At 40.1% G+C, this 20354-nt stretch carries 20 protein-coding genes; 5 read left to right on the top strand and 15 right to left on the bottom strand.

From position 1 onward, the window contains the following. Window positions 1–5: 5 nt before the first annotated feature. From F0Q01_RS09685 to F0Q01_RS09625, 13 genes are all read right to left on the bottom strand, one after another. Complete coding sequence (locus tag F0Q01_RS09685; protein ID WP_090154511.1) at window positions 6–1112, bottom strand: type IV pilus twitching motility protein PilT; 1107 nt, start codon at window positions 1110–1112, stop codon at window positions 6–8. Between the two features lie 12 nt (window positions 1113–1124). Further along, window positions 1125–1487, bottom strand: a complete 363-nt coding sequence (locus tag F0Q01_RS09680; protein ID WP_090154513.1) for a hypothetical protein — start codon at window positions 1485–1487, stop codon at window positions 1125–1127. 2 nt (window positions 1488–1489) lie between these two features. Then, complete coding sequence (locus F0Q01_RS09675; RefSeq protein WP_090488474.1) at window positions 1490–1879, bottom strand: type II secretion system protein; 390 nt, start codon at window positions 1877–1879, stop codon at window positions 1490–1492. Beyond that, window positions 1869–2402, bottom strand: a complete 534-nt coding sequence (locus F0Q01_RS09670; RefSeq protein WP_090488472.1) for a DUF4860 domain-containing protein — start codon at window positions 2400–2402, stop codon at window positions 1869–1871. The genes F0Q01_RS09675 and F0Q01_RS09670 overlap by 11 nt, the downstream gene beginning before the upstream one ends. A gap of 15 nt (window positions 2403–2417) precedes the next feature. Further along, complete coding sequence (locus F0Q01_RS09665; protein WP_090154520.1) at window positions 2418–2768, bottom strand: hypothetical protein; 351 nt, start codon at window positions 2766–2768, stop codon at window positions 2418–2420. Between the two features lies 1 nt (window position 2769). Beyond that, window positions 2770–3822 (bottom strand): type II secretion system F family protein, encoded by a 1053-nt coding sequence (locus tag F0Q01_RS09660; protein WP_090154522.1) that lies wholly within the window; start codon window positions 3820–3822, stop codon window positions 2770–2772. A 13-nt stretch (window positions 3823–3835) separates the two neighbouring features. Further along, window positions 3836–4795, bottom strand: a complete 960-nt coding sequence (locus F0Q01_RS09655) for a transglutaminase-like domain-containing protein (protein WP_090488470.1) — start codon at window positions 4793–4795, stop codon at window positions 3836–3838. Between the two features lie 26 nt (window positions 4796–4821). Then, complete coding sequence (locus F0Q01_RS09650; protein WP_090488468.1) at window positions 4822–5247, bottom strand: hypothetical protein; 426 nt, start codon at window positions 5245–5247, stop codon at window positions 4822–4824. Next, window positions 5247–6491, bottom strand: coding sequence for a BTAD domain-containing putative transcriptional regulator (locus F0Q01_RS09645; RefSeq protein WP_090488466.1), 1245 nt, complete (start codon window positions 6489–6491; stop codon window positions 5247–5249). The genes F0Q01_RS09650 and F0Q01_RS09645 overlap by 1 nt, the downstream gene beginning before the upstream one ends. Before the next feature lie 139 nt (window positions 6492–6630). After that, window positions 6631–7206: an aminoacyl-tRNA hydrolase gene (gene pth, locus F0Q01_RS09640; protein WP_090154530.1), complete on the bottom strand. Its 576-nt coding sequence runs from the start codon at window positions 7204–7206 to the stop codon at window positions 6631–6633. A gap of 5 nt (window positions 7207–7211) precedes the next feature. Beyond that, window positions 7212–7472, bottom strand: coding sequence for a septation regulator SpoVG (gene spoVG / locus F0Q01_RS09635; RefSeq protein WP_028235339.1), 261 nt, complete (start codon window positions 7470–7472; stop codon window positions 7212–7214). A gap of 4 nt (window positions 7473–7476) precedes the next feature. Further along, complete coding sequence (gene glgD / locus F0Q01_RS09630) at window positions 7477–8610, bottom strand: glucose-1-phosphate adenylyltransferase subunit GlgD (RefSeq protein WP_090154532.1); 1134 nt, start codon at window positions 8608–8610, stop codon at window positions 7477–7479. Further along, window positions 8607–9881, bottom strand: coding sequence for a glucose-1-phosphate adenylyltransferase (locus F0Q01_RS09625; RefSeq protein WP_177209284.1), 1275 nt, complete (start codon window positions 9879–9881; stop codon window positions 8607–8609). The genes glgD and F0Q01_RS09625 overlap by 4 nt, the downstream gene beginning before the upstream one ends. Window positions 9882–10199: 318 nt before the next feature. Here F0Q01_RS09625 and murC point away from each other — a divergent pair, with 318 nt between their 5' ends. The 4 genes from murC (at window position 10200) to F0Q01_RS09605 (ending at window position 15117) form a co-directional block, all read left to right on the top strand. Then, window positions 10200–11579, top strand: coding sequence for a UDP-N-acetylmuramate--L-alanine ligase (gene murC, locus F0Q01_RS09620; RefSeq protein WP_090488463.1), 1380 nt, complete (start codon window positions 10200–10202; stop codon window positions 11577–11579). 211 nt (window positions 11580–11790) lie between these two features. Next, window positions 11791–12903, top strand: a complete 1113-nt coding sequence (locus tag F0Q01_RS09615) for a DnaD domain protein (protein WP_163927219.1) — start codon at window positions 11791–11793, stop codon at window positions 12901–12903. A 24-nt stretch (window positions 12904–12927) separates the two neighbouring features. Beyond that, window positions 12928–13917 carry an ATP-binding protein gene (locus F0Q01_RS09610; protein WP_090488460.1) on the top strand — a complete coding sequence of 330 codons (990 nt, stop codon included), beginning with the start codon at window positions 12928–12930 and terminating at the stop codon, window positions 13915–13917. 21 nt (window positions 13918–13938) lie between these two features. Continuing rightward, window positions 13939–15117: a ribose-phosphate pyrophosphokinase gene (locus F0Q01_RS09605; protein ID WP_090154542.1), complete on the top strand. Its 1179-nt coding sequence runs from the start codon at window positions 13939–13941 to the stop codon at window positions 15115–15117. Between the two features lie 45 nt (window positions 15118–15162). Here the strand turns inward: F0Q01_RS09605 and F0Q01_RS09600 are convergent, their stop codons facing one another. Continuing rightward, window positions 15163–17715 (bottom strand): hypothetical protein, encoded by a 2553-nt coding sequence (locus tag F0Q01_RS09600; protein ID WP_090488458.1) that lies wholly within the window; start codon window positions 17713–17715, stop codon window positions 15163–15165. 96 nt (window positions 17716–17811) lie between these two features. Here F0Q01_RS09600 and F0Q01_RS09595 point away from each other — a divergent pair, with 96 nt between their 5' ends. After that, window positions 17812–20058 (top strand): LTA synthase family protein, encoded by a 2247-nt coding sequence (locus F0Q01_RS09595; RefSeq protein ID WP_090488456.1) that lies wholly within the window; start codon window positions 17812–17814, stop codon window positions 20056–20058. Window positions 20059–20098: 40 nt separating this feature from the next. Here the strand turns inward: F0Q01_RS09595 and F0Q01_RS09590 are convergent, their stop codons facing one another. After that, window positions 20099–20236, bottom strand: coding sequence for a hypothetical protein (locus F0Q01_RS09590; protein WP_163927217.1), 138 nt, complete (start codon window positions 20234–20236; stop codon window positions 20099–20101). Between the last annotated feature and the right edge of the window lie 118 nt (window positions 20237–20354).

Here is a 20354-nt window from a genome sequence, read left to right as displayed (position 1 = left end):
TCTCTCTAAACTCCTAATCTTCTTCCTAACATTTCTGCGTTTACGGCATATTCCATGGCCGTATCCTTAGTGATTTTACCCTCTCGAACCAATTTATACAAGCTCGAATCCATAGAAACCATCTCATCTGTGTCACTAGAATAGATTACACCCTCAATCTGAGGCACTTTATTCTCACGAATCATGTTACGAATGGCAGGAGTAACTGTCATTACTTCAAAGGCAGGCACAAGAGTTCCATCCACAGCTGGAACAAGCTGCTGAGACACAACTGCCTTGATAACCATAGAAAGCTGCAAAGCAATCTGGTGCTGCTGTTCTGATGGGAACACATCGATAATTCGGTCGATAGTATTAGCTGCACCGATTGTATGTAATGTAGATAAAATCAAATGACCGGTCTCTGCTGCAGTCATAGCAACAGAAATGGTCTCCGCATCACGCATCTCACCTAATAAGATAACATCAGGACTCTGACGAAGTGAGGCACGAAGAGCTGTCACGTAATTTTCTGTATCAAGATGAATCTCTCTTTGAGAAACGATGGATTTGCTATGCCTGTGCAAATACTCAACCGGATCCTCAAGAGTGATAATATGCTTGTTGTAATTATTGTTAATTCTATCGACAATGCAAGAAAGTGTTGTAGACTTACCACTTCCGGCAGGACCTGTTACAAGCACGAGGCCCTTGGACTCGTTTGCAAGATTAATTACAGACTCAGGAATCATAAGCTCCTTATAATCTGGCAAAGTAAATGTAATCACACGCACTACTGCTGCATAAGTGCCTCTTTGTTTGAAAGCATTTACTCTAAAACGTGATACATTTTTTATTGCAAATGAGAAATCATCATCCCCATGCTCTTTATATTTTTCAATATCTCGGCCAGCTAACTTGTATATCTGCTCAACTAGCTCCTCAGCCTTTGCAGGCATAACCGGGCCTTCATCTGGCTCTGATTTTTCAGAGTACTGATTTTCCAATTCAGAACGTGTCATAACCAGATCATTAACTCTAAAAGAAACCTCACGACCTGTGATAATAAACACATCCGATGCCTTATATTTTTTTACTGCGTCTGTTAAATAGCTTACGATGTCTATTGCCATAGTCCCTCCCGATTAATCTTCTATTGTCATAACAGGCTGAGTGCTATCGGCATCCCAGCTACCAGTGTTCTCTACCTGCCACTTTGTAATCTCTCCTCCAGAAACCTGAACCGAGAGAATCTGATTGTCATTAATATCTACCTGAAATTCCTGGTCTGCCCAGTCACTTTCAGCAATTTTCTCATAAGCCTGATTGCTTGCCTCATAGTATTCATCAGTGTGGTCAGCAAGCTTTTTACTAAGATTGTAGTTGTTGTGGCTTGATGAAATAGTAAGAGCCGCAATAACTGCAAATGCAAGACCAATGAGAATAACAACCATCAGGCTTGTTCCTATATTAATAATTGATCTCTGTTCTTTCTTTGCGTGCTCCATATTTACTCCTTAAGGGCCTTTTCAACCACTATCGAATAAATCTCCTCATCCTCTATTGTCGAAACCACCAAATGTATGGACTGGCATTTGCCCTTTGTCTCAGGATCAGTCACTATACCAGTTGCCTTGTAGGTGGCATTGCTTCCATCGTCGATTTTCTGCCAATTGTCATCATAGTACTGTGTAAAGCAACTAAAATCATCATTAGTAAGATATTCTTCTGCTGCATTTGTTGCCACATTGACTGCCTGCGTAAGTGTACCTGCTTCCTTGCTCTTAGCAAAACTTCCAGCAAATGCCTGGACACATATAGCCGCTACTATGATAAAGAAAAAGATTGAAAACATAAGCTCCGTAAGAAAAATTCGGGAGCCATTATTTCTATTCTTCATGGTCACCCTCCTTTTCCTGAGGCTCTTCGATAAAAGGAGTTTTATTAACACTAGATTTAATTCCTATGCTAACCTGCTCTTTTTCGCCGCTTTCATCCTCAATATTTACATATATAGTGTTGGAATCTGATGCCTTCTCAAAATCCATACTATTTATTTTTAAAATCTTGTCGCCAAAATCAGCTGTAACCCCCGAACCATCCTTTGCCTCAAGAGCCATAAGATAACCATCATACTCATAAACATACAAGTAGAAGCCCTCTCCCTCGGCCATTCTAATGCAGTCTGTTCCGTCAATCTTTGAGATATCAACTGCCCCTTCATTATCGTGCTGTCTTACTGCCTCCCTAATATATGCAATAGCAGTTCTTGCACTGGCATTGCTTTCGTTAGCAGATACAACACTTCTATAGGAATTAACAGCCATCAAAAGAACACTCACTGCAGAAAAAGTGAATATCAAAAATAAAATCATGAGGAACATGATATCAATATTATGTTTTCGACTCTTCGCTTTACTCAAAGCTGTTCCTCCAAATTACTGTAGATTGATTATTGTCACGTCTGGCTTCATGTTAGAGCCGTAAATTACATAGTCCACTCTAAACATCTCATCATCGTAGATAATTCCGTAATTTTCCTTAAGGTATTCAAAACTCTCAGGATATCTGCCCTCTGTTACATAACACTGGATAACAGCTCTATCAATAGCATCCGATAGACTCTGTCTCTGTTCTGAGACTGACCCCTCTGTAGCTTTTGACACAGCAAACAGAAAGCCTATAAAAATAAGCACAAAAAGCAAAGCTGATACCATGGCGGTACTAGCAAAGTTTTTCTTTTTAATTTGATGAATGCCGTCTAGGCTTCCAAATCTAGTCTTGCTCATACTAAATCATCCCTGACATGATGTTCAAAAGTGGCAACATAACTGATAAAAGAATAATTCCAACAATAACAGATAAAACTATTACAAGAGTAGGCTCTACAACAGCGATTAAGTCATTAATCTCCTCATCTGCCTCCTCCTGATATGTAGTGGCTACCTTTTCAAGAACAGTTTCCATATTACCTGTCTTTGCGCCAAGAATAGCCATACGACCATATAATCCGCCAAAAATGCCAGATGCAGAAAATGCTCTTCCTATGTCCATGCTCTCTGCAAAGGCATCCTTGCACTTTTCAACCTTTTTCTCAAATTCAGGAGCCTCTACAATACGGCTGCTGACGTCAAGTGCTGTCATTACATCCATACCACTTGAAAGAGTCATTGCCATAGCGGAAGCGAATCGGCTAGTTGCAATCTTAGAGTGAATTGACTTAAAATGACGGCTCTTATATAGAAGGCCATTTCTATGATTTTTACCCCATTTTGATTTGTTCAAAACAATGAGGTACACAATAACTGCCAAAAGAATTATCAAAAAGATAATGCCATGCTCTTTAAGGAAACTACCAAAGGCAAGGAAGCCGCCAGAAAGACCATCCATTGTACCACCCAGCTGTTTAAATACTCGGTCAAATACAGGCATAATCTCAGTAACAAGCACGATTATGATAATCAGCATCATTGCAACCATCATAAGTGGATATGTAACCGCACTTCGGATTGCATTGCTGATAGCCATCTCTCGTGAATAATGGGCAGCCAAATTAGTGAGCACCGAATCCATTTTACCGGTAGTCTCACCCATCTTTGCCATTTCTACAAAATAATCTGGAAATACATTTGAATCATCAATTGCTTTAGAAAGGGAACCTGTCTCACCTACAACCTGCTCCATTTCTGTGAGAAGCTCTTTTTCCTCGCCTCCCGCAGACTCATCTAGCATCATTGTAAGTCCTTGAATTGCAGAAACTCCGCTGGAAATCATCATTCCCATTTCATCGGAGAAAGCATACAGTTCCTCAGAAGTTAATTTTTTTCTATTTTTATCGCTCATAGCCCCACCTTAATTAGTATTTATACTTTAACTGGTAATACGTATCATCTGCTAAGTGATCCTTAATGGTACTTGAATTGGCATATGAACCAAGTGTTGGGTCCATAAGGGTCCATTTGCTACCGTCAAACTGGATCACCTTGTCTATCCATCCTGTTTCTTTTGTATATACAGAAATCCATGCGTGATATTCCGTACCGGCGTATCCAATCTCAAGTCTTGTAGGTATTCCCTGTGACCTGAGCATTGCCCCCATTAAAGATGCGTAATCAAAGCAAATTCCCTTGCCCGTTGCAAGTGTCTCATCCACATCTGGCACATATCCAGATTCAACTGTCTCTGCCTTGTCATAATCGTATTTGATGTTCTTGGTAATGTAATGATAAACATTCTCCACCACATCTAAATCCGTGTCTGCTCCAGCAGCAAGTTCTTGTCCTTTTTTTACTGCTGTAGAACTTGCAGTAAAATGAACGTAAGCATTTGGATACAGATACATACTATATTCATCTTTAAGGGTTATATTCACCGATTGCGAAAATGCCACTGCATATTGATTATCATGCAGATTCTCGTAAACACCGATTTTGTATGTACCACTTCCCTCTGAAAGTGGAAAGACATCATAGGTACCGTCCAAATCCATTAGGTAATTGTACGTATTACCTGCTGGTGTTTCTATTAGCATTCTTACTTTAGCCGCCGAGCCTTTATATGCAACCATCACATAGCCATCGCTGGCATTGCTCACATCAATAGAGGCATCATCATTTTCGTAGACTTCCGTTCCACTGGCCTCAGGAGTAAGGACTCGGATAGTATTATCCCTAGTTCCTTGTTTCGACTCCTTTGCCTGTGCTCCACCTGATGATGTGCCTGATGAGTCTTCAGTGGCTGGACCTCCCATGGTTCCACAAGCCGCTAAGCTAACGCATAGAACAATCAGTGAAAGCAAATTGCTGACTTTTCTCATTTGCTTCCTCCAGTGTCCCCTAGTATTTAATTTTTGTAGAGTATTCGATAAAGCTCAACATCCCCGTTGAATTTGAAATCTTTATCAAGTGCAGAATCATATACTACGCCCTGCATCGTGCTGTTGTCACGACCAACTACCATAACTACAAAACCTTCTTCACCACCTAAAAGGTCTTTTACTGGAATCGAAGGTTTCATTCCCTGCTTAAGCTTGATTTTTTTAGCTGGCACCTTGCAGCCCTTAAACTGTCTTTTGTTGATTTTACGGGCAGGATAGTTCAATCCATCCAGCACTTCTATTATTCTACAAAAAAGCTCTGGTAAATCTGTGAACAACACCGGATCTTTTTGAAATCTATGGGTAATTCTTCCAGAAAAGCCATCAACTTGCTTATCGACAATAATGCCAATGCAATTGGCAGCTCTTCCCATTCTCGCTGAAATTGCCATTACTTTTCTCCTTGAATCATGTCATTAAGCTCTCTTGTATCCTCATCTGTACCTGCACTCTGAAGATTAACTGGAGCAACATTGTACTTAATATATCTCTTTCTAGATTCCTTGCTCAAATTCTCGTTAATTCGAGCCTGAACTAGTACACAGTCCTCCTGTGTAATGTCAAGTAATAGCACTACAAACTGATTATTAGAATATCTCGCGTACATATCACCACCGCGGGCAGCTAATCTAATTGCCTCTGAAAGCTCTTCAGCGAGTGTTGTCAATCTATCTGAACTATCAAGAGCAAATCCCTTGCCGTCTGTAATAGTGCAGAGCATAAGCCATGCAGCCTGACCAGAACGCTTAATTACTCTCTTAATGTATCTATAGCTCTCAACAAAGTTAGGATAAGTGCAATAGAAGGCACCCTCTATGTCTTCCTTCGAGGTGTCGAGATTCTTCTTAACCTCACTAATCATGTCAGTGCTGTTTTTAATCTGACCACCAAGAAGATCTAACTGTCTTGTCATCTGTGGAGAAATAGAAACGCCTAATTCCTCAAACATGAGATTCTCTGTATCTTCATAAAGCTTAAGAGCTTCCTTTGACTTACCAAGCTCAATCAAAGCCTGCATCTCATATGTCTGCCATCCGTCATAAGGATAAAAATTATTTGCTCTGCTGGATACCTCGTAAACAGTCTTGAAATCCTTTGATACAATGGAAAGCTCACAAATCTGCTTTACGCATCGATCATATAGCTTTTTAAGGCGTACCTGAACAGTGATTACCCAATCAGAACCGCTAAGTCCTGGCAAAAAATCTCCTGTGTACATATCACATGCTGCCTGTAAAAGAAGAAGCTGTTCTTTGGCATCTTCACATGCCAATGCCTTTTTGGCTGCCTCCTCAAATGCGATAGCATCACAATCTACAACAATTGATGGATTGATTTTGTAGACGCCTCTTTTTACATATACATAGTCTTCCTCTGGAAGGCCTACCTTAGGAAGGGCTCTTCTAAGACGAAAAACTAGCGCTCTAAGGCTGTTAGATGGATCAGCAATCTCCTCGTTATGGAAAAGATTGTACATAATCTGATCCCTAGTTAATCCATTAGGAAAATATAATAACATCTGAAACAGCTGATTTACTTTTGTTGTGTTATTACGCTCAATTGTAAATGGCTTTCCTTGATATGATATTTCAACATTGCCTAGCATCTTTGCTTTGATTTTAATACTTTTTTCCAACTTCTGATCTCCCTCTTATTCAAGATAATAATGTTATTTTTTGCATTACATTTTAAAGTATAATTTTTTTATATCATATTGTAAATAATAAAACACACACAAAAAGGGCAGTATCCATAAAAGATACGCCCTTTACCATTTAATCAAGCTTTTCTTTAACGTTGTACTTATTCATAGCAGCATCTAATTCACCTGCTAAAAACAGTTCCACGGCGCCTAAAACCTTCTCCATTGACGCGTCAACGCGCTCTCTATCCTCAGCATCGTAGCGACCAAGCACATGGCTAACCATGTCCCCATCTGTACACTCTCCAACTCCAACTCTAATACGTGGGAATACATTAGAGCCTAAAAGAGCAATGATATTTTTAAGACCATTATGGCCTCCAGCGCTTCCCTTTTTTCTGACTCTAATATTGCCAGTAGAAAGTGAAACGTCGTCTGATATCACAACTAGCTCTGTCTCTGGATCCACATCGTAATAATCAGCTAGAGGTGCTACACACTCTCCGCTAAGGTTCATATAAGTCTGAGGCTTTACCAGAATAACTTTGTAGCCATTTATCATGCCTTTGCCAACCAAGCCTTTTTGCTCTTTTTGGTTGACTTCTATTCCATATTTTTTAGAAATGACATCTATAGCTTCAAAGCCTACATTATGTCTGGTTCCTTCGTACTTCCTCTCTGGGTTGCCTAGACCAACAATTAAAAACATAAATCCTACTCTGGGAACTCTTCCTTATATTTATTAAGAATCATTGTCTGCATCTGCTCTCTTGTGGTAGAGCGAATAGGATGTGCAATGTCTTTATAGCCGCCCTCTGAACCACGTCTTGATGGCATAGCGATAAAGAGTCCCTTATCTCCTTCAATAATCTTGATGTCGTGAATTACAAATTCCTCGTCGATTGTTACTGAAACAACCGCTTTCATTTTGCCTTCCTTCTCAATTTTGCGAATTCTAATGTCTGTAATTTGCATTGTGTTATACCTCCCCAACTGGCATGTCGTATCGATTCTTGTTTCCGGTTACTATGCGGATTCCATTTTCCCCAATATATGTGGATCCGCTGAGCAATGTCTCATGGCTTTCAACAATGCAATTTTCTACGTGCACGTTGTCCCCTATGTATGCTCCGTTCAAGATGACACAATTCTTAACAACTGAATTGTTGCCAACGAACGCTTTCTTAAACAGTACAGAATTCTCTACTGTGCTATTGATAATACATCCTCCTGCTATCAGAGAATTTGAAACCCGCGAGCCTGAATTGTATTTTGCAGGTGGCAGGTCGTGAGTCTTTGAAAAAACTCCTGGCTCTGTATGGAAGAAACTATCTCTAACATCCTTGCGTAAGAAATCCATGTTTGCCTTGAAGTAGCTATCTACGTCAGCTATGTTAGCCCAATAGCCTTCCATGCGATATCCATAGATTCTCTTCATGCTCTTGTATCTTATGAGAATGTCTGTAACAAAATTGTATCTGCCCTCTTTGTTGCATTCTTCAAGCAAATCAATGAGAGCTCTTCGCCTAATTACATATACGCCTGCTGAAACAATGTCTGATTTGGCAACCATTGGCTTCTCCTCGAATTCCAATATTCTGCCATCTCTATCCATTTCCACTACTCCGTAGCGGTTAATATCGTCACCCTCTGGCAACTTAGCGCAGACCACTGTAATGTCGGCTTGCTTAGCAATGTGATAATCAAGAACCTTGTTGAAATCTAATTTATAAACACAATCACCACTTGCTATAATAACATAAGGCTCATGTCTTTTCTTTAAGAAATCAATATTTTGCCAAATGGCATCTGCGGTTCCTCTATACCACCAACTATTATTAGTAGTAACTGTTGGAGTAAATAGGAAGAGACCTCCCTGTTTTCTACCAAAGTTCCACCATTTTGACGAATTAAGATGCTCGTTAAGAGATCTTGCATTGTACTGTGAAAGTACGGCAACTGTCTGTATGTGCGAGTTTGTCATATTCGAAAGGACAAAATCGATACATCTGTAGCTGCCTCCTATTGGCATAGCAGCAATGGCTCTCTTATCGGTGAGCTGCTGCATTCTGCTTGAGTTTCCACCCGCTAGTATAATTCCTAATGCTTTCATAATCGATCACCTGCCTTGATAATGTAGCCGCCACTAGCCAGCTGTCCGTCAGGATAATCTGCATCGCTAGTCTCGCCTTTGATAGCTGTATTTTTTCCAATAGTTACATGGGCTGGAATAGTTGAATTCTCACCTATAACCGCAAGACCAAATCCATATATGCTGGCATTCAACTTGCTAGGTGCCTCTTCTCCTTGACCTATTCCTGTGCCTTCGCCTACTACCGTATTCTCGGCGATAATCGATTTGTCTATCACGCAATTCTTACCGATGGTAACACCTTCCATAATAATTGAATCGCGGATAACTGTTCCTTCTTCTATTACAACACCAGCACCAAGTACTGAGTTATAAACCTCTCCATATATCTGAGCACCAGCTCCTATAATTGCCTTTTCAACCACTGCTGAACTAGCAACAAACTGTGGCTCGATAATATTTTGATTGGTGTATATCTTCCAGAACTCTTCATATAAGTTAAACTCTGGAATCAAATCAATAAGCTCCATATTGGCTTCCCAATATGAGCCAAGGGTTCCAACATCCTTCCAATAGCTGTTGAACTCATAAGCATACATCGGTGAGCCCTTCTCGTGAAGATAAGGAAGCACGTGCTTACCAAAATCACAATTGCTCTGATCCTTAAGTGCTAAAAGTGATTCCTTAAGAGCCTTCCAGCTGAAAATGTAGATACCCATGGAAGCAAGATTGCTTCGTGGCTGAGGAGGTTTCTCCTCAAATTCACTGATGCGCTTTTCATCATCAGTAATAACTACACCAAATCTTGAAGCTTCTTCAATTGGCACAGGAATAACGGCAATAGTTACATCTGCACCCTTTGCTTTATGAAAATCAAGCATGGCCTCATAATCCATCTTATATATGTGGTCACCTGAAAGGATAAGCACATACTCTGGATTATAATTCTCCATGTATTTAATGTTCTGGAAAATAGCATTGGCCGTTCCGGAATACCACTCACTTGTATCGCTCTTTTCATATGGTGGAAGTACTGTTACACCACCATTATTTCTGTCCAAATCCCATGGAATACCAATTCCAATATGAGAATTTAGGACCAGCGGCTGATACTGAGTTAGAACGCCAACGGTATCAATCCCCGAATTGATACAGTTTGAAAGAGGAAAATCGATAATCCTATACTTTCCTCCGAAAGAGACTGCTGGCTTTGCTACGTCTGACGTCAACACGCCCAGGCGGCTCCCCTGCCCGCCAGCAAGAAGCATTGCGATCATTTCTTTTCTAATCATCCCTATCATCTGCCTTTCTCATGCTGTCAATGAGGGATGTCCCCATATAAAAACCCCTAAGAACTCCCCCTAATCACGCAAATCCCTAAAGAAATTCACAATCTTATGCATTTAGTATAACAAAGTGTTCAATTGCACGCAATAATATTCATAATTTTTACGAAAGGATTGTTAATTGTTAGACAATTTGAAGTAAACTTCACTAAATGTTTTGCTAAAATAGCACAATAAAACTCTTGAAACTAAATCCAATTGGGGGTAATGTTGATATGTTGGATTTTTTTACTACTTATTAAAATATAAGGAAGAAGATTTGAAATGTACAAAATAAACTTTAACGACAAGATTCACGTTCATTTTATAGGAATTGGCGGCATCAGTATGAGTGGTTTAGCTGAGATATTACTTGGTGCCGGATTTACTATTTCAGGATCTGACCGTGCATCATCAGAGCTCACAGAGCATTTAAGTGCCCTTGGAGCTAATATTAATTATCCACAGGCTGCAGCTAATATTACAGATGATATCGATCTAATCGTATACACTGCTGCAATCCACGAGGATAATCCAGAGTTCAAGGCTGCTAAGGCCTCTGGCAAGCCAATGCTTACTAGAGCCGAGCTACTTGGCGAAATTATGGAGAACTACAGTCGCTCTATCACAGTTGCTGGAACACACGGCAAGACTACTACCACTTCCATGGTCAGCCAGATTCTCCTTGAGACGGCAAGTGACCCAACTATTTCTGTTGGCGGTATTTTGGATGCCATCCACAGCAACGTTCATGTTGGCGACAGTGATATCTTTATTACGGAAGCATGTGAGTATACTAACAGCTATCACTCATTTTTCCCTAAATACAACATTATCTTAAATGTAGAAGCAGATCATCTTGATTTCTTCAAGAACCTTGAAAATGTTCGCGCTTCATTTAAGAAATTTGCGGAAAACACATCTGCTGACGGTGTACTTATCATTAATAATGAAATAGATGATGTTAACTACTTCACTCAGGATGTTAAATGCAAGGTAATCACTTACGCACTTAAGGGCGATGCTAATATGGTCCCTTCTGATATTTCATATAATGAAAAGGGCTATGCTAGCTTCACTCCTGTATTTAATGGCACACCTCTTGAGAGAGTATCTCTTAACGTACCTGGCGATCACAACATAAGCAATGCCCTTTCTGCTATAGCTCTTTGCCTTGAGATGGGTATTGATTACAAGCACATTATCGCAGGCCTTGCTAAGTTCGGTGGCGCTCATCGCCGCTTCGAATACAAGGGTACTTTTAATGGGGCTACAGTTATTGATGACTATGCTCATCACCCAACAGAGATTAAGGCTAGCCTTGCAGCTGCCAAGAACTATCCTCACGGTAGATTAATTGTTTGCTTCCAGTCTCACACATACACCAGAACATTGAGCTTCCTTGATGATTTTGCTCAGGCACTTTCAGCAGCAGACATGGTTGTTCTTGCAGATATCTATCCAGCTAGAGAGCCAGATATCTATGGCGTCAGCGCAAAAGACATTGCAGATAGAATAGAAAAGTTAGGCACAGAGGTACATTATTTAGGTTCATTCGATGCCTGTGAAAAATTTTTAGAAAAAAATCTTATTAACAATGACCTGTTGATAACTATGGGCGCCGGAGACGTGTATTTAGTAGGCGAAAACCTACTTAACAAATAGTTATCCACATTATCCACATTTTTCAAGGGGTTTTTCCCTTGACCTAAATGTGGATTTTTTTTGCCTTTTTTATGGTAAGTATACGGGTTATCCACATTGTCCACAATTCTCACAAACCCTTTATTTACAAGGCTTTGCGGGGGTCATGCCCTTTTCTTTTTGCTCATCCTTTGATATAATTTGCCTCAAGTTACGAGGAGAGGATAATTTTATGGCTGACATCATGTTGCACACTAGTAATAACTCGGGTTTTACTTGTGTTTCTAATACTTTTATTGATGATTTCATGAAAGATGCCAATGGGGAATACGTCAAGACTTACCTTTATCTACTTCGTTGTCTAAATAAAGATGGGTACGAATTTTCCATCGAGCAGTTGGCGGACTGCTTAGACCACACAGAAAAAGACGTAATGCGAGCTTTCACTTATTGGGAGAAAGTGGGCCTGCTTCATCTTGAATATTCTTCAGATAATGAGCTTTCAGGAATCTGTTTAGTGGATGCGAACACCTTCGATTCTGCACCACAAGCTGATTATGCTGCGTGTGCTAGCCCATTTGTTGCTAGCGCACCAGATCATAATCCATCACCTATCACTAATAAAACAAACAAGCTAGAGGTTGTACGACCAAATTACAGCCCTGACGAATTAAAGGCTTTCAAGGAAGAGGCCGACGTTAGCGATTTGCTTTTCGTTACTCAGACTTATCTTGGTCGTCCACTTTCTACTAGCGATACAACTACTTTACTTTTCTGGTACGACAGCTTACACATGACTCCAGATTTGATTCAGTATCTTATCGAGACATGCATCGACGGCGGTCACACTAGCTTCCACTACATGGATACTGTTGCCAGAAACTGGGCAGAGGACGGTATCACCACAGTCGAGGCTGCCAGAAAGACTAGCGCCGACAGAAACAACACTGTCTATGGCATCAAAAGGGCCATGGGCATCTCAGGAAGAGATTTGGTTGAGTCTGAGCTCAACTATATTGATAAATGGGCTAACACATATAGTCTTAGTTTAGATATTATTTGCGAGGCTTGCTCTAGAACAATCTCACAGACTAATAGACCATCATTTAAGTATGCGGACTCTATTCTTACTAAATGGTACAAAGCATCTGTTAAGAGCTTAGATGACATTGCTAAGCTTGATGAGGACTTCCAGGCAAAGAACTCAGCAAAGGATTCTTTTGCAAAGGCTCGTCAGACTTCTGCTACTACAGCTAAGTCAAAGCCTACTAACAACAAATTCAAGAATTTTACAGAGCGCGATTACAACTATGAGGCTCTGGAGAAGAAGTTATTGGGGTACTAGATTTCATAAAGGGGGAGAAGAAAAATGGCATTATCAAACGAACAATATGATGCGCTTATGCGCCAATATAATCATAAGCAGTCACGTAACAACCAAATTGTTTCATATCGTACAGATGAAGTGTACGAGGCCATCCCAGCCCTTGCCGAACTTGACGCAGAGGCTTCTTCCGTTTCAGTTACTTCTATCACAGCAATACTAGATGGAAAAGATGTATCAGAGGCAGCAGCTGAGTCAAAGCGCCGCCTTAACGAGCTCAAAGAGCGCAGAGAATCCCTTCTTTTATCACATGGATTTCCTGTTGACTATTTAGAGCCTCCTTACGATTGTCCTGATTGTAAGGATACTGGTTTCATCAATGGTAAGCGTTGCCATTGCTTCAAGCAGGCAGCCATTAATATCATTTACAAGCAATCTAACATCAGCAATATCCTTTCAAAGGAAAACTTTGATTTTTATGACTTAAATGTATACGACGAAAACTATTTTGAGGGTAATTCTGAGGTTAGCGCCCGTGCCACTGCACAAATAGCCCTAGAAAGAGCTAAAAACTTTGTGCAGAATTTTAAAGAAAAAGGTGGTAATCTCTTGTTGCTTGGGCAGACGGGTTGCGGAAAGACTTTCCTTTCTAACTGTATTGCTAAGGCACTTTTGGACGATGGCGTATCTGTAATCTACTTTACAGCCTTCGAACTTTTCCGCGTTTTCGAGGAGCAAACTTTCAAGAAAAACGCTGATGTAGCAGACATTCACGACCAGATTTTTGATTGTGATTTATTGATAATTGATGATTTAGGAACTGAGTTCCAGAATTCTTTTACTACAGCGAGATTATTCCAGTGTCTCAATGAGAGACTCCTTAGGAACAAATCCACTATCATTTCTACTAATCTCTCATTTGAAGAGATGAGGGACACTTACAGTGAACGCATTACTTCTAGAGTATTCTCTAACTATGACGTTCTCAAACTAATAGGCGAGGATATTCGTATAAAGAAAGTAATTAACAATTAAATATTATTCAAGGAGCAAAACATGCCAAACAATGAAATCGTGTTGGAAAACACACCCCCAATGGCTGAGTTAGGATTAATTCCTCACAAGAGCTGTTCAAAGATTGCTGAGAAGGTTAACGACTATCTCCTTCAGTGGAGACAGGAGCGCAAGAGCGACCAGTCTATTATTACACTTGCTGGTTATCGCAGCGATTCTTACATCGTAGACGCAGAGTGTCCTCGTTTCGGTTCAGGCGAGGGTAAGGGTGTTATAAATCAATCTGTCCGTGGACTTGATTTATACATTCTTGTTGATGTTACTAATTATAGCCTTACTTACACTGTATGTGGTCATGAGAACCACATGAGTCCAGACGATATCTACTGTGACTTAAAGCGTATCATTGCAGCTGCAATGGGCAAGGCTAAGCGTATCACTGTTATTATTCCTTTCCTCTATGAGGGAAGACAGCATCGTCGTAGCGGACGCGAGTCTCTTGACTGTGCTATGGCTCTTCAGGAGCTTATCCACATGGGTGTTGATAACATCATCACATTTGATGCTCACGACCCACGTGTTCAGAATGCTATTCCTTTATACAGCTTTGAGACTGTTTCTCCTACATATCAGTTCCTTAAGGGCATCCTTAAGAACTGCAAGGATTTAACTCTTGATAATGACCACCTTATGATCATCTCACCAGATGAGGGCGGTACAAAGAGAGCTGTATACATGGCATCAGTACTTGGTGTTAATGTTGGTATGTTTTACAAGCGTCGTGATTACAGCCGCATTGTTGACGGACGTAATCCAATCGTTGCTCATGAGTTCTTAGGTAACGATGTAGCAGGTAAGGACGTTATCATCGTAGATGATATGATTTCTTCAGGCGAGTCTATGATTGATGTAGCTACAGAGCTTAAAAAGCGTAATGCTAACCGCATCTTCGTAGTTGCAACATTTGGTCTTTTCACAAACGGAATGGACAAGTTCGATCAGGCAGTTGCTGACGGCATCATCTACAAGGTGGTTACTACAAACCTTACATATCTCCCACAGGAGATTCAGGACAGAGACTACTTTATTAAGTGTGACATGTCTAAGTACATCGCATATATCATCGATACTCTTAATCATGACTGCTCAATCTCAGAGCTTCTCAATCCTTATGGACGTATCGAAAAGCTTATCAACAGGTACAAAGCTGGCGAATATTAAAATCAAGGCCTGGTTCTTTCGAACCAGGCCTTTTATTTTATCTTATTAATTTATGTAACTTACGAATACATTTCCGTATGTTTCAAAATATTCTTGTGCATCACTTAATCCCATCTTTGAGTTTGTATTGGTCATAGGATCAAAGTAAATAATGTTAGCTGCATCATATCCAACAATTAAGACTGCTGTGTCATCACCGGTGTAAGCATATACCGGATTTCCTAGGTTTACATAGTAGAGAACCTGGGTTAATGATGCTCCTGTAAGGTCTAGTATGTCATATCCCTTCAATGTCCTTGAAAGTATTGAAATAGGAGTCTCTCCTGATTCTATGAGGTTATGAACCTGGACATTTTCGCCTTCATGAACCAGCATCGCCGAAAGTGCTCTTGCCATTCCACTAGCCTCGGAATCACTAGAACCAACTGCTATACCTGTAATTGTGTTCTGGTATGACTTGCGGCCACGTTTCCATACATATTTAGGCTCGTTATCAAGTACGATACCCATATTAGCATCTGCCTCTGCTATAGCAGATATCAAATCATCTGTGGCCAGTGATACCTTACTTCCTACATATACAAAGTACTGTGTTGAGCTAGTTGCCGATGCTACAGAAACAGTTCTGCTTTCATCAGCAAGCACAAGACCAGTCATTTCGTAATCTACTTTTCCAAGTTTTTCATCTTCCTCCAATGGAGTCATACTAAATATCACAACCTGCTGTTTTACATCATCCATGGCTGTGTTAATTGGAACTGCCTTGTTTTGCTCACCTACACTATTTTTAATAGTGTCTTCCTCTACGGGAAGAATTGTTCCATCAGCATCTATCTTGATTCGGTCCAGATAAATTGTATATGACTGTAAATCTATATTATTAATATAGTAACCACTCTTTTGATAAGTCTTTTGCTCATATGCTTTGCCTGTAGAGATACCGGAGATAGTTAGCTTGTACATTGGATAGATAGTAGATCCTGCACCATCCACCATAATGTCATTCTTTTTAACTGCTCCATAAATAAAGTCATCTTCTATAAATGCAAGAGGCTTAAGAACCTCACCTTCATTAGCTTTTATATCAAAACTTGAGCCAGTCTCCAAATCCATAATGTGGATTACTTCAGCCACTGTGGCTTCATCCATCCATGCTAAATATCTTCTTGAGCCAGATACGGCATACTGAGCATCGTCAAGACCAGTCATAAGCTCTTTGGTTGTAAGCTCATTAAGGGACATGTAAAGCAATGTACCATTTACCATGATGTAAAAATCATTATCTGCAGTCTCGTACAGTAGCTCTGAGAAATTAGCGTTCAGTATCTGATATGAGCTTGAAGTAGTGATAAATACCTGCTCCGTAGAGACATCGTTTATAGCATCATAATGGAATAGATTGATTCCACACTGACCCTCGTGGTTTCCTGAATTCATGTATCCATAAACCACATAATCCATTGTTCCTGATTCATCTATATTTAAAAGAAGTACCTGATGCTGGTCATATGTAAGTCTAGAATCTGTTGGGTTATCTACAAAAGTAAATATCTCCTTCATCTTACGGTCAGTCTGATTGTACTCATACAAACTACCATTTTGTACAAATGATACGATTGTACCTGTCTCATTAGAGAGATATTGTACATTTGGATCTGTAATACCTATATTCAAAAGATTATTCTTGATAACAACAGAATCCTCATCTAACAACTGCTCCATAGTTCTGTCATAGGCAAGTAAATATATTCTGTCCGCTGTATATCTAATTCTGAAATCTTCTGAACAGGTATAATACTCGCTTTTATCATCATTTTTTCTAGTGAGCAAGTAGTTAAATGTCAACGTTATGTAATTGGTACTGATATCCGTAAGCGATACCCTTACATCTCCCACCTGTTTGCCATCAAAGGTACCATATGCAACCTGCGACAAAGATGAATTAATGGTTACATGGCTTAAATCCTCACTAGTTGTATATGGATCAGGCTCTATATATGTAGCCAGGTCGCCAGCATCATCGGAAAGTGCTGTTTTGTGGAAATACTGGGCAAAATCCAATATATCTTCTTCATTGCATCCCTCAGGCTGCATAATTCTGGTGTAATAGTATACTTCACGTTCGTCATTTTTAATTGTTAAAACAAGAAGGTACTCTTCATTTTTCTCAATAAGGTTCTCAGCCTGAAAGCTAGCTGTAATTATGTCACCTTTTTTATTGAAATTTAGCTTGTTTTTTGAAATATTTCTCTGAGTGTCAAGAGATAAAATAGCGTACTCTAACGAATCCACGTCAAAATCCTTGCACTGGATAGATATGTTAACATTTCTCTCGCTATCAAGAGGAATAATGGCATCTCTCATATAAGCAGGGTCCATCTCATTAACATAGCCATGTAGCTCTGTTGATGCATCGCCTAAAAAGTTGATAGATACTATAGGAAGCGTTGCATCTGATTGCTTACTAACTTTAACGCTTTCTGATATATTTGTTATTATTTCAAAAAAAACTACAGAAATGATAAATACCACAAATAGCACTGCCATTCTCTTGAGAATATTTGTAGGTATACCCTTCTTGTGAAATTGAAGCTTCATTTAAAACGAATCTCGCTTTCTTGCCTAATAAATAATAAAGTGTTATAATCCGTTGGATTATGTTTCAAAGATAAGTTTAACATAATCGGAGGGCTCATGAAAAAGATTTTTGGCAAAATCGGCGCCTTTTTTAAACAAGGACGTCAGATAATAAAAAAGCCGTTTGTTGCCCTTGCTAATTCAAAGGCAGCCAAATGGTACTTCGATTCAAAATTTCATAAAGGTTGGATAAAACTGTGGACTGACTATGCATTTTGGATGCACATTCCACTTTCTATGTTACTTGTATTTATTATGGAGTGGCTATCAAGGCACTCATTGGTTCAGGCCTGTGGTTTCGTAATAGATCACACCGGTCCTTTCCTATTTAATTCCTACTGTATATTCGTTGCACTTAGCATTGTATTCCTCAGTAGACGCAGGGGCTGGTGGCGACTATTTATCAGTATGATATTTATAATACTCGGTATTATTAACTGTATTATCCTACTAAACCGTGTATCGCCTTTTGGTTACACCGACCTTTATATGATAAGCGATTTGCTGACTATGCAAGATAGCAATTACTTTTCAGCAACACAAGCAATCATTTCCATTATTGCGCTTATCATCTACATTATTATATTAGTTATTTACGCAAAGTTTGGTCCAAAGAAAAAAGATGTGAAGCCTTTCTGGCAGAGACTTGTGCTTGTAATTGCACTTTTCATATCTCTTTATCCTACTACCATCTTCCTTAGAAGCTCTGGTGTTATGACTTCATACTTTGGCAACCTTTCACAGGGTTATCTTGATTACGGTTATTTGTATGGTTTTTCTACCTCGGTACTTGATAGAGGTATGAACAGACCATTTGGTTATTCAGACTCAAAGATTAAATCCATCATCGAAGCTGACCAAGCTTACGTGGATTCAATCCAGACTACAACATACGATATTGCTGGCGAGGATGGTCAGTCAGATGGCAATCTTACAGTCACAGAAATCGACACTGGTGACAATAAGCCTAATATCGTTGTTATGCTCCTCGAGTCATTCTATGATGTGTCTGAGTGTGAATTCCTTGAGACAAGCGAAGATCCAATTCCTTTCGTTCACTATCTCGAGGACAACTACTCGACAGGTCACTGTATTGTTCCTGTTGTTGGTGCTGGTACATGTAACTCTGAGTTTGAGATTCTCACAGGCCTTAGCTGCAACTTCTTTGGCCCAGGTGAGTACCCACAGAAGACTATCCTTAAGGAAACTGACGTAGAAAGCTATGCCGACGTACTTCACGATGATGGCTATGCCACACACATTGTCCACAACAATGGTGGTAACTTCTACTCTAGAGCTAACGCATTTTCTATGATGGGATTTGATACATTCTCTTCTAAGGAAATGCTTGATATTACAGAATACACTCCACTTGGCAACTGGCCAACTGATGACATTCTCATCGGAGGCACAATGGATGCCATGGATTCAACTGATGGTAGCGATTTTGTTTACACAATCACAGTAGAAGGTCACGGTTCTTACCCTACTTACCCAGTAGAGACTGATCCAGCTATCAAAGTTAAGGCCAACGGCAAAACAGAGGGCGAGAATTACGCTTGGGAATACTACGTAAACCGTATTTACAACGTAGATGATTTCCTTAAGCAGTACATTGATGCTCTTGATTCCAGAGGCGAGGACACACTTGTTATCATGTTCGGAGATCACCTCCCTACTATGGGACTTACAGAGGATGAAGTCGCTACAGGAGACCTCTATCAGACAAAATACTTCACATGGAACAACTTCGGTATGCCAAAAGAGGACAAGGACCTCACTACATACCAGCTTATTTCTGAGTACCTTAACAGACTTGGTATTCACAACGGCAACATCAACGCATATCACCAGCGTGTTATGGCCGAGGGCAAGAAATACGGCACAGGCGACTACATGAATGATTTGCGTTTACTCCAATACGACATCATGTATGGTAACCGCTACACCTACAAATACGGTACCTCATATAAGCCGACCGAAATCGAAATGGGTGTACTTGATGTCACAATTGATAAGGCCTACTTCTTCAATGGCAGATACCACATTTACGGTGAGCAATTTACTAAATGGTCCAAGGTATTTGTCAACGGCGAACAGGTACCTACCAAATACGAATCAGGCCAGGTTCTTTCAATCAAGGCCTCAGATGTTAAAAACGGCGACATAATCACCGTATGCCAGATGGGTAGCTCCGACACCGTATTTAGAGAATCCAACAAATACGTGGTTGTAGACCCAAGCTACGCAGAGGAAGACATCGTCACCGAAGAAGACGAAGAGGAAGAAAGCGCCGACAACTAAGCCACATACTCCCAGGCATCCCCTGGGAGTTTTTTATTTGCTATAACTCTTCTTTCACAGCGCCCTTATGCTTTTTATTACCCTGCCCCGCCCTGCCTGGGCCCGCCACCGGGGTGTGGAAACCTTGCATGAATATTATGTTTTTCATATATGCAAAGTTCACATCTCTTATAGGCATGTGTCTTTTTCAAGCCTCCACAGTTTTCAAAAAAGTAGCTACTGTGCGGACACACCGTACGCGTAGATGGCAGTTTAAAAATGGTTCTGAGGGTGTTATGGGCGATTTTGGAATGAAC

Source organism: Pseudobutyrivibrio xylanivorans (genome assembly GCF_010906925.1).
Classification (GTDB): Bacteria; Bacillota; Clostridia; order Lachnospirales; family Lachnospiraceae; genus Pseudobutyrivibrio.
Note: the sequence above shows the minus strand (reverse complement) of the source record. Positions and strands in the feature narration are given on the sequence as shown.